Source organism: Woodsholea maritima DSM 17123 (genome assembly GCF_000382325.1).
Lineage (GTDB): Bacteria > Pseudomonadota > Alphaproteobacteria > Caulobacterales > Maricaulaceae > Woodsholea > Woodsholea maritima.
This window is the reverse complement of record NZ_KB908056.1, coordinates 1,146,132-1,156,223: the sequence shown is the minus strand read 5'-3', so window position 1 is coordinate 1,156,223 and position 10,092 is coordinate 1,146,132. Positions and strand designations below refer to the sequence as shown.

Here is a 10,092-nt window from a genome sequence, read left to right as displayed (position 1 = left end):
CTGTGCTATCCTTGACGTGCTTCGGATTGTTTGCGGGCGTGGGTGTCAGCCAGAGGCCCAATCAACTCTCCAAGCGGGAAAAGGGAAGCGTCAGGGAGCCATGATGACAGCGGGTGAAAACCCAACCCCGGGACGGTCGCCTGACGCTGAAGCTGCGGGTTAAGGGTCGCAGCTTCCCCTTTACCCTAACACCACCGACAACAAACAATCCCGGGCAAGCGTTAGCGCTCAAGTAGCCGATAGGCGGTAGCGCACAACAAAGCATGACCCGGGATCTATTGAGATTGCCATCAAAGCACATAGATCCCGGATCAAGTCCGGAATGACAGGGTTTAGGCTAGGGTGTCATGCCAGGCTTGATCTGGCATCCATGCCGTAAGCTTGCCGTATAATCTGCACGATCAGAACCTTGCTCGACCCATCCGGCATGGACCCCAAATCAAGTTTGGGGTGACAGTTTTTCTTTAACTATCCTCGCTCGCGCTGCGGGCGCGCACCTCTATGATGCCGCCCACTTGAGGGCCTGTGCTCCCCTGTTTACGGGGGAGCTGTCAGCGAAGCTGACTGAGGGGGCAGGCGCTACACTTTCTCACAAACGCCCCCTCCGGCCGTTCAGGCCACCTCCCCCGCTAAAGCAGGGGAGGACTTTACTGGCTTTCTCGTGGCCGACGCGGCACGCGTCCCCGGCCTTGAGCCGGGGTCCATACTCCAAGCCCCCCTTCAGGTGTTGCAGACTGAAGGAGAAAGCATTGACTTTAAAGCCCTACTCCGCTGGGAAAGACGGCGCAGCCATAGGCTCCAAGCCCAGCTGGGCGAACATGTGGTGATCTTCACGAAGGGCCGGGTTGGGCGTCGTCAGAAGCTCTTCACCGACAAAGATCGAGCCGGCACCCGCCAAGAAGCAGAGCGCCTGCAGCTCACCGCTCATCCCTTCACGGCCCGCCGACAGGCGCACGACAGAGCGCGGCATCATCAAGCGTGCGGTGGCAATGGCGCGCACGAATTCCAGGCCATCAAGTGGCTCGACATTTTGTAGAGGCGTCCCGCCCACTGGCACCAAATGGTTCATTGGTACACTTTCAGGGTGCGGTTCAAGGCTTGCCAGCTCCACTAACAGACCAATGCGGTCTTCACGGCTTTCACCCATGCCGATAATGCCGCCGCAGCAGATATTGATCCCGGCATCGCGTACCTTATTGAGCGTCTCTAAGCGATCCTGATAGGTCCGCGTCGTGATGACTTTCTCATAATATTCAGGCGAGGTGTCCAGATTATGATTGTAATAATCAAGGCCCGCGGCTTTGAGTTTCTGCGCCTGACCGTCTTCGAGCATGCCCAAAGTCATGCAGGTTTCCAGGCCTAAATCCTTGACCCCGGTGATCATCTCGCAGATCGCGTCTTCATCGCGCGCCTTTAAAGAGCGCCAGGCCGCGCCCATGCAGAACCGGCTCGCCCCGCCTTCCTTGGCCTTCTGGGCGGCGTCCAGCACCTCGTCTACGGGCATCAACTTGCTGGCTTTCAGCCCCGTATCGAAATGCGCGGATTGATTGCAATAACCACAGTCTTCGGCGCAGCCCCCGGTTTTGATCGAAAGCAATTGCGATTTCTGCACCGCATTGGGCTGATGAAACTGGCGATGAACACTTTGCGCGGCGAAGATCAAATCCGCAAAAGGGGCGGTATAAATCGCTTCAGCCTCAGCCCGGCTCCAGTTAAAACGTGGGCTTGCTAACAGGTCCAGGTCGCGCAATAGGTCGCTCATGCAGAATGATCCTCATGTCAAAGAAGGCCGAAGCGTCGATGCGGCGCAAGGTAAAAAGCCTGGCTGGAGAGAGCAAGCCTTGAGGGCTGTTCACGCTCAGTCGCCCTTGCGTACGGGGTTACAAATCCTTTTGCTCTTTGAAGTTCTGATCATCACCGCGTTGGCCCTAGAACCCACGGCCAGGGCCCACCTCGATGTCTGGGGCGCGGACAAAATCAACCATATTGCCGCGTTCTGCGTGCTGGCGCTCACCGCTCAGCTCGCCTTTCCCAAGCTGGCGATGTGGAAAATCATCATATTAGGGCTCGGCTATGGCTTGGCTATTGAGCTCGCTCAGCGCTTTACCGGTCGGACCTTTTCTTTGTTCGATGTGCTGGCCGACTTCATCGGTCTTATTCTCGGTCTTATTCTAGCTATCCCCTTGACTTATTTACTGAAGACGAAAATGTCTAATGTTTGAACTTTTTGATCTTCCCCCAGAGCGTAGCCCTGAGATTTTAGAGCGCCTGCATACCATCTGGGCCGAAAGTGTGCGTGCGACCCATGATTTCCTCAAGGCTAAGGACTTCATTGATCTATCTGACATCCTGCGCCGGGCCTATTTTCCAGATGCTGACTTGATCGTCGCCAAGGATGAAAGCGGCACACTTGTCGGTTTTATGGGGATGAGCGAAACAATGATTGATGCGCTTTTCCTGCATCCTGATGTGTTCCGCCTGGGCCTTGGCCGGCGCTTCATAAACGTGGCTCAAGAGCGGGTCGGCGACCAGGCGCTCCGCGTGGATGTGAATGAGCAAAACCCAGGCAGTACAGCTTTCTATCTTCAGAGCGGCTTTGAGGTGATCGGCCGATCCGATCTTGATGATCAAGGCCGACCCTACCCTCTGCTTCACTTGGAACGCAAATGCTAGGTCAAGAAAAAACCCTCCCCAGATGGGGAGGGTTTTAAATTCAGGCAAAAGAGCGAGATCTATTTATCTAGATCATCTTCTGCCAAATCGTCAGGAGAGCTACTTTTTATAGCTGGCTTTTCATCAACACCGGCCGGTGTCGCGCCTTGGCCGTCTTTATCGGCTTTCTTGGTGTAAGCCACCACGACACCCGATAGCATCAAGATCGCGATTAAGTTCGGCGCAGCCATCGCGGCATTGGCGATACCGCCCAGCATCCAGATGAAGTCTACCTGCTGCAACGCGCCGAAGAAGACCATAATCACCCAGATGAAGCGGAAAGGCTTGGTCGCCCAATCGCCCACCAGATAGGTCAAAGCCTGCTCAGCGTAATATGACCAGCCCAAAATGGTGGTGAAGGCAAACAGCGTCAAGCAGATCGCAATCAGGAAGCCACCGGCCGGAATATGGCTCTCACGGAAGACCGCAGTCGTAACCTCCGAGGCCTCCAGCTGAGACATCCAGGCATAATCCACGGTTTCGGCCCCATGAGGGTAAGCACCCTGAACCACCAAAATCACCAAAGCCGTAATCGTACAGATGACGATGGTGTCAATAAAAGTCCCGACCATGGCGATCTCGCCCTGGCGCACTGGACTATCGGTTTTAGAGGCCGCGTGCGCAATCGCCGTAGAGCCCTGACCGGCCTCGTTTGAGAACAGGCCCCGCTCCACACCAAAGCGCATCGCAATCATGATGGATGAGCCCAAGAAGCCCCCCGTCGCCGCGGACCCGGTAAAGGCGTCATGGAAAATTTGCATGAAAGCCGATGGCAAATGCGAAGCATTCAAAGCCAGAATGACCCCCGCCGCAACGACGTAGACCAAAGCCATAAAAGGCACGACCTTACCGGCAAACGACCCAATAGATTGGATCCCGCCAATGATCACGATGAAGACCGCAACGGCAATGATGATGCCCGGCACCCAATTGGCCAGAACCACCGTGAAATCCGTGCCCGCAACATCAATCGACGTACCATCATCTAGATGAGCAGTTACAACACCATTATTGCCAGCCTCTGCGATGTCACACCCGCTGGCGAACACCAGCTGAGGTTGGCCCTCAATCGTGACTGCGGTGCGCCCCACAGTGGTGAAACAGGGTGCAGAGCGCGCAACACCGGCCGAGGCCTCTGTCATCGCCTGAGTGATCGAGTTCGATTGAACCATGTTACCGGTGGCCAACGCTGAAAACAGCGTACCGATGGCAAACAGAATGCCAAGCCAAGTCCACCATTTGCCCAGCCCGTTCTTGATGTAATACATCGGACCGCCGTGTACGCGCCCATCTGGGTGGGTTTCACGATAACGCACAGCCAAGCTCGATTCGGCATAGGCCGCAGCCATGCCCACCAGAGCCGTCATCCACATCCAGAACACCGCGCCAGGACCACCCAGAGAAATCGCGGTTGCCACACCCGCCAAATTCCCTGTGCCGACCTGACCCGAAAGCGCCGTCGATAACGCCTGCCACGGCGAAATCGCCCCGGCCGCGCCATCTCCAGCCTTGCGCCCAGCCCACAGCTCGCCCATCGCTGGGAAGAGCCGTAAAATCGGCCGGAACTTCAAGCGGATCATAAAGTAAAGACCAGTCCCTAAAAGCAGAACCACCATTGGTCCGCTCCAAAGGAAATCACTGACCTGCGTCACCAAGTCATAGAAATTCTGCATTCGGTATCCCCCGATCGATAACCTTTGGGGGCATGATTACTGAGACAGAGGAAAAGAAAAAGCCTTTATGTGTTGTGCACCTGCGAAGGCGACATGAATTAAAGGTAAAATTTTACAAGAATCAATCATAAGGAAGTCTTTATTTCTATTTAATTTCAAGAACTTGAATAAGATCACCCCTCTTTTTCTTTACCCTTTGCCCCCCAACTGTAGAAATTCGATAAAATATAACCGCTTCACCCCACGACACAGGCGAAAGCATCTAACCCCGACCCTTCGTATATCCCCCCACCACAACCTGGGCACCAGGATGAAACGCGCTCAATAAAGCCTCATAGAAATATAGACGTAAGCGATAAACCCGGAATATCACGTCTCGTTAATTATAATTACACCACATTTGCCTATGCCCAGACTATAATGCATATGCAATCGGAGGTAAGTGTGGCCACCCGTCCATCGAAAGCCGAGGCCATCTTGGTTAAAACCGAAGCCCTTTTATGCGATAAGGGTTTTAATGGCTTCACGATCCGCGATGTCGCCGACGGTGTGAATGTCCGCACTGCTGCTGTGCATTACCATTACGCAACGAAAACAGACCTCGCGATTGAAGTGATTAAGCGTTACCGCCAGGATTTTTTCACAAAACTTGGCCCAGCCACCGATCGTGACCCCATCCAACGCCTCGCACAAGTCTTTAGCGATATGCTGATCAAAGAGGGTCGAGTTTGCTTGTGTCTACGCCTAAATAGCGAAATTAAGACCCTGCCCGATGACATCGTTGTTCATATTCAAAACTTCAACCAAAGCCTTGCCGACTGGATGGAAGAGGGCCTGACGCGAATGGACCCCCATGCCGCCAGTGCAAGCCGACGCGATGGAGCGCTTAGAACCCTGGCCCTTTTAGCCGGAGCCATGATTTTGGCCCAAGGTATGAATGATCCGCAGATCTTTGAACGCTGCGTAACTTTTTTCTCTATGGAGCGCTGGCGCCAGAGACGGAAAAACGAACTAGACCTAATCTCACCCGAGACTGTCTAGATACGCATAACCCCATAGGTGTGGGAATAGGCGAGCGCTTCCTTGCCCGCTACGTTTACCCGGCTTCACCCTCAAACCAGCCGGCTTTAAGCGTAACTGCATCTAAACACTTCGCGTTACTAATCAAAGCCACTTGAAGAGCAGTGTGTAAGCCCACTTGCGCACCCCGTTACCTCGCTAGAGCCAATGCGTGATTTATTGAGTTTGCTGAAGCCATACTCTTTGCGGACCCGCCTGATCGCCCTCGCGACCTTAATCGCGTTTGTCAGCGCCAGTGCAGTGGGTCTGCTTGCCTACAAACGTGTAACCCAGGTTACCTATAGCTTAGCCGTAGACAATCTTGGCCGGCAAACCGAAATCATCTCGACGCGATTAGGCGAAGCCTTCCGCAATATGCATACCGATGCGATTATCGTCTCCCATACCCCCCCGATCCAGGGGGTTATCCGCACAATCCGCGCCGGTGGAGCCGACCCGCTTGATGGCTCATCCCTGGAATTGTGGCGCACACGCTTAGAAACGATCTTTATCGCGATGATGGAGACGCGCCCCTATTACACCCAAATGCGTTATGTCGGGATTGATGATCGCGGACGGGAAATTGTTCGGGTCAATGCTAACCAAAGGGGCTTTGAACGCGTTTCGCCAGATCACCTGCAACGCAAGCAAAATGAACCTTACTTTCAAGAAGGAATGAAGCTCAACCCCGGGGAGCTATATTACTCCGAAGTTACATTTAACCGAGAAAATGGCAGAATAGACCCAAGCCTAACACCAACAATTCGCATTATCGTTCCGATATTTAATGAAAATGTTGAACTATTTGGCATGATTGTTATCAATGCCAATTATGATACTTTAATTCAAGATCAAATATTAGATATATCACCGAATGTGGATACCATAATTTCAAATAACACAGGCGATTATTTTATATTTGATGGATACAGTCGCTCCATCATTTCTTCACAATACACATTGAACAATGTCTATGACCCTGATCCTGCTATAACCTACGCTATTGCCCATCCTGAGGATACAAGTTTTTCAATCCAGGACACGATAAACTATAAAATAAGATACTGGCTAAATCCAAGCATACAAAACTCATATATAGATATAATAACTCAAATTGATCAAAAAGAAGCAACTCAACATGCAAATTCAATTAAATACGAAAGCATACTAACTATATGCATTGCTTCTATTCTAATGACGTCCATCGCCTTCGCCCTCGCGCATTTTTTGACGACACCCCTTTTGGTCATCTCAAAAGAAATGCGCCGCTATCGCCAAGCCCAAAGCACGCAAACACCCATTTTCGCGAATGACTTAAACTTACCCCTAGATCAAAAGGATGAAATAGGAATACTCGCACAAACATTCCAGAAATTAGTCCGAGAACTTGAAGAAAGAGAGGCAAAAAACCGCTCAATATTAGAAAATATTTCCGAAGCCATTCTTGTATTCAACCACAAAGGTGAAATTTCTTATTCTAACGGCTCTTGTGAAATATTATTTCAACTCTCCAGAGATCAGATTTCACACAAACTCATTCACGAACTCTTTCCAAATTTAATCAGTTATAACACAGATAATATCAATGCTTCATTAATGCAAAATACTTATGAGATCATTGGAAAAAATACTGAAACTATCGCACAGCGTGCTAATAACACTATTTTTCCTGCTGACATTATTATAAGCGAAATCATTACGCCACAGGATGAGCTATTCTGCCTAACCGCTCGGGACATATCTGATCGCAAACAAATAGACATTATAAAAAACGATCTTATTTCAAAAGTTAATATTGAAATTCGAGCACCTTTGAGCAATATATTTAAATCTATAGAGTCTCTTATGTTGAACTCTAGGGAAATTATGCCTCCAAATGATTATAGTCTCTTAGAGAGCGCGCATAACAGCTGTAGAAAGCTATCACACCTCGTGAATGATATCTTAGATGTCGAGAAGATGTCTTCTGGTCGCCTTGCGTATAATTGCGAGGACGTCAATATCATTCCTTTAGTTAAAGAATGCGTCGAGCATCATTTAGGCTTAGCGCAAACCTATGGCGTTCACTTTCACCTAGAAACTGAAGTGGAAACAGCATGGGTACATCTTGATCCCAATCGTTTCAATCAGGCCTTGTTGAACTTGCTTTCAAATGCCGCAAAATTTTCTCCAAGCGGTGAGAGCGTGACAATTCGCGTTAAACTCAGCGGCCAGCATCATGTAAGAATTTCAGTCAGCGATAACGGGCCGGGCATCCCCAAGGCTTTTCGTGACAAGGTCTTTGATCGCTTCACCCAAGCGGATAGTTCACACTCAAACCAGAACGGCAGCAGCGGGTTGGGCCTTCATATCACGAAAACGTTGATTGAGGCCTTCCACGGTAGCGTAACTTTCGACACCGTCGAAGGGCGTGGAACGACTTTCCATTTCTTATTGCCTATCGTGCAACCGCATTAGGACTAGGAGCTTGAACAAGCTACTGCCCCCAACCAGCTCAGCGCAGGTATAAGGAAATGGCGCGCCTTGGCGGGCCCACTTCGAACCCGCAGGTTTCGCAAGGGCGACCGCCCGCCCGCAGCGTGAGCGAGGATCGACTGAGCGGACGCGAAGGAGAACAAGTAAAAATGGCGCGCCTCGAAGGAGAATCTTCGAACGCGCTGTTTGAAATTCTTGAGGACTGGGACCATCAGCTAAAGCACGCCGACATTGATTTTGAGGAGCCGAAACTATGAGCGGTTCCACGGTCTCAGGACAGTTCGATAAAGCAACCGGCAAGGTGGGAAAAACGCCTGCCCCCTTCTCGCTCCGCCTGACGTTTGAAGAGCGTGCGATGCTGGACCGCATGGCGGGCGATAGGCCGCTGGGCGCATTTATCCGGAAACAGCTTTTTGGAGATAACGCTACACCCCGCACGCTGCACCAGCGCAAGCCGGGGCAGGACAAGAAAGCGCTGGCTCAAGCGTTAAGCGTTCTGGGCCAGTCGCGCCTGTCCTCAAACATAAACCAGATCGCCAAGGCCGCGCATCTTGGAAGCCTTCCCGTCGGGCCGGAGCTGGATGACGAGCTGAAGGCGGCCTGCGCCGACATTCGCGCCATGCGGGATGCATTGATCTCCGCGCTGGGCCTCAAGCCAGAGGCGGATCGATGATCCTGCATGGCAACCAACGCGCCGGGGCGCGTGATCTGGCGCTCCATCTCCTCAAAGAGGAGAATGACCATGTGCAGGTCCATGAATTGCGTGGCTTCGCCTCGGACGACCTGCCCGGCGCTCTCAATGAAGCTTACGCCATCAGCCGGGGGACGCGCTGCAAGCAGTTCCTGTTCTCGCTGAGCCTCAACCCGCCAAAACATGAGCGCGTTTCGACCGAAGTGTTTGAAGCCGCAATTGACCGGACGGAAGAGCGGCTCGGTCTAACCGGCCAGCCGCGCGCCATTGTCTTCCATGAGAAGGACGGGCGGCGGCACGCGCACGCGGTATGGAGCCGGATCAATGCCGAAGAGATGAAGGCCGTCCAGCTGTCCCACACCCACCACAAGCTGCGCGAGGTCTCTCGCGAGCTGTACCGTGAACATGGTTGGGAGATGCCGCGCGGGCTGGTGGACAGCGCGGCGCGCGATCCGCGTAATTTCTCACATGATCAATGGCAGCAGGCCCAGCGCCAGGGCAAGGACCCGCGCGCTATCAAGGCCGCGCTCCACGATGCCTGGACGGTTTCGGATTCGCGGCCAGCTCTACTCGCGGCGCTGGAGGAGCGCGGATACCGCCTCGCCCGCGGTGATCGCCGCGGCTTCGTGGCGGTCGATACGAATGGAGAGATCTACTCGCTGCCGAAATGGGCTGGCGTGAAAACAAAAGATGTGCGCGAGCGCGTCGGTCCTGAAACCGGGCTCGCGGATGTGAGCGCGACGAAGGCGCGGATCGCTGCGGAGATGACCCCGGCGCTGCAGCGCATGGAAGCGGAGCGCCGGGCAAAGGAAACCAAGCGAAGGAATGCGTTCGATCAGGAGCGCCGAGCGCTCACAGCGCGCCAGAAACAGACGCGCATGGAGCTGGAAGCCGCAATCGAGGTGCGCCAGCGAGAGGAAGCGCACCTGAGGCAGGCCCGCTTTCGTCCGGGGCTACGCGGTCTCTGGGACGTCTTGCGCGGCGAGAGCCGCCGCATTCGGGAACAGAATGAGCGTGAAGCCTATGAAGCCATGAAGCGCGACCGGCAGGAAAAGGACGCGCTTATCTTCCATCAGCTGGAAGAGCGCCGCCGCCTCGCTGAGCGCAGACAGGAAGACCACGCCCGCGCGGCTCAACAGAAAGAAGCGCTGCGCCAACAACAACATAGCTATGAGCAAATGCGCAAAGATGCTCGTGAAGAGCGCCGCCGGGCGTTCATGGAACGCCGACGTGCACAAGAACCCGGAAACCGCCAACAGGGTCGCCAGAGCAACCGCAATGGTCCCGACCTCAGCCCATAAACGAAAGGGGCTGCAGGTATCCCTGCAGCCCATGCCAAGCAAACTAAGAACGGGGAAGCGCGCGCAAGGAGGCTCCGAACGAGGGTCCGCGCCGCTCTGCGGGGTGGAGACGTTTGGATGCCTTGCGCGGGCTGGGGCAGAGCCCCGAAGAATGCCGCCAGCCAAGAGCCATGCGAGTAGC

The 10,092-nt window shown here is 53.5% G+C and carries 8 protein-coding genes; 6 read left to right on the top strand and 2 right to left on the bottom strand.

Features of this window, described 5'->3' with window-relative positions; genetic code table 11:
• Nucleotides 1-763 precede the first annotated feature (763 nt).
• Nucleotides 764-1,762 carry a biotin synthase BioB gene (gene bioB / locus H151_RS0105570; RefSeq protein WP_019960660.1) on the bottom strand — a complete coding sequence of 333 codons (999 nt, stop codon included), beginning with the start codon at nt 1,760-1,762 and terminating at the stop codon, nt 764-766.
• Between bioB and H151_RS16895 the strand changes: the two genes are divergently transcribed.
• Nucleotides 1,761-2,222 carry a VanZ family protein gene (locus H151_RS16895; RefSeq protein WP_019960659.1) on the top strand — a complete coding sequence of 154 codons (462 nt, stop codon included), beginning with the start codon at nt 1,761-1,763 and terminating at the stop codon, nt 2,220-2,222. The two genes, bioB and H151_RS16895, sit on opposite strands and share 2 nt — an antisense overlap.
• Entirely contained in the window at nt 2,215-2,673 is a 459-nt protein-coding gene (locus H151_RS15550) for a GNAT family N-acetyltransferase (RefSeq protein ID WP_019960658.1), read from the top strand. The genes H151_RS16895 and H151_RS15550 overlap by 8 nt, the downstream gene beginning before the upstream one ends.
• A gap of 59 nt (nt 2,674-2,732) precedes the next feature.
• On the opposite strand, the gene H151_RS15545 is transcribed toward H151_RS15550, so the two are convergent.
• Entirely contained in the window at nt 2,733-4,385 is a 1,653-nt protein-coding gene (locus H151_RS15545) for an alanine/glycine:cation symporter family protein (protein ID WP_019960657.1), read from the bottom strand.
• Between the two features lie 444 nt (nt 4,386-4,829).
• On the opposite strand from H151_RS15545, the gene H151_RS0105550 reads away from it, so the two are divergent.
• The 4 genes from H151_RS0105550 to H151_RS0105530 all read left to right on the top strand — a co-directional run bounded on the left by H151_RS0105550 (nt 4,830) and on the right by H151_RS0105530 (nt 9,911).
• The gene (locus tag H151_RS0105550) at nt 4,830-5,426 is read left to right on the top strand and encodes a TetR/AcrR family transcriptional regulator (RefSeq protein WP_169336709.1); all 597 of its coding nucleotides are present in this window, start codon (nt 4,830-4,832) and stop codon (nt 5,424-5,426) included.
• Nucleotides 5,427-5,612: 186 nt separating this feature from the next.
• Complete coding sequence (locus tag H151_RS0105545; RefSeq protein ID WP_019960655.1) at nt 5,613-7,901, top strand: ATP-binding protein; 2,289 nt, start codon at nt 5,613-5,615, stop codon at nt 7,899-7,901.
• 271 nt (nt 7,902-8,172) lie between these two features.
• Nucleotides 8,173-8,592, top strand: a complete 420-nt coding sequence (locus H151_RS0105535; protein ID WP_019960653.1) for a hypothetical protein — start codon at nt 8,173-8,175, stop codon at nt 8,590-8,592.
• Nucleotides 8,589-9,911 (top strand): relaxase/mobilization nuclease domain-containing protein, encoded by a 1,323-nt coding sequence (locus H151_RS0105530; RefSeq protein WP_019960652.1) that lies wholly within the window; start codon nt 8,589-8,591, stop codon nt 9,909-9,911. Before H151_RS0105535 ends, H151_RS0105530 begins: the two co-directional genes overlap by 4 nt.
• The last annotated feature ends 181 nt before the right edge of the window (nt 9,912-10,092 follow it).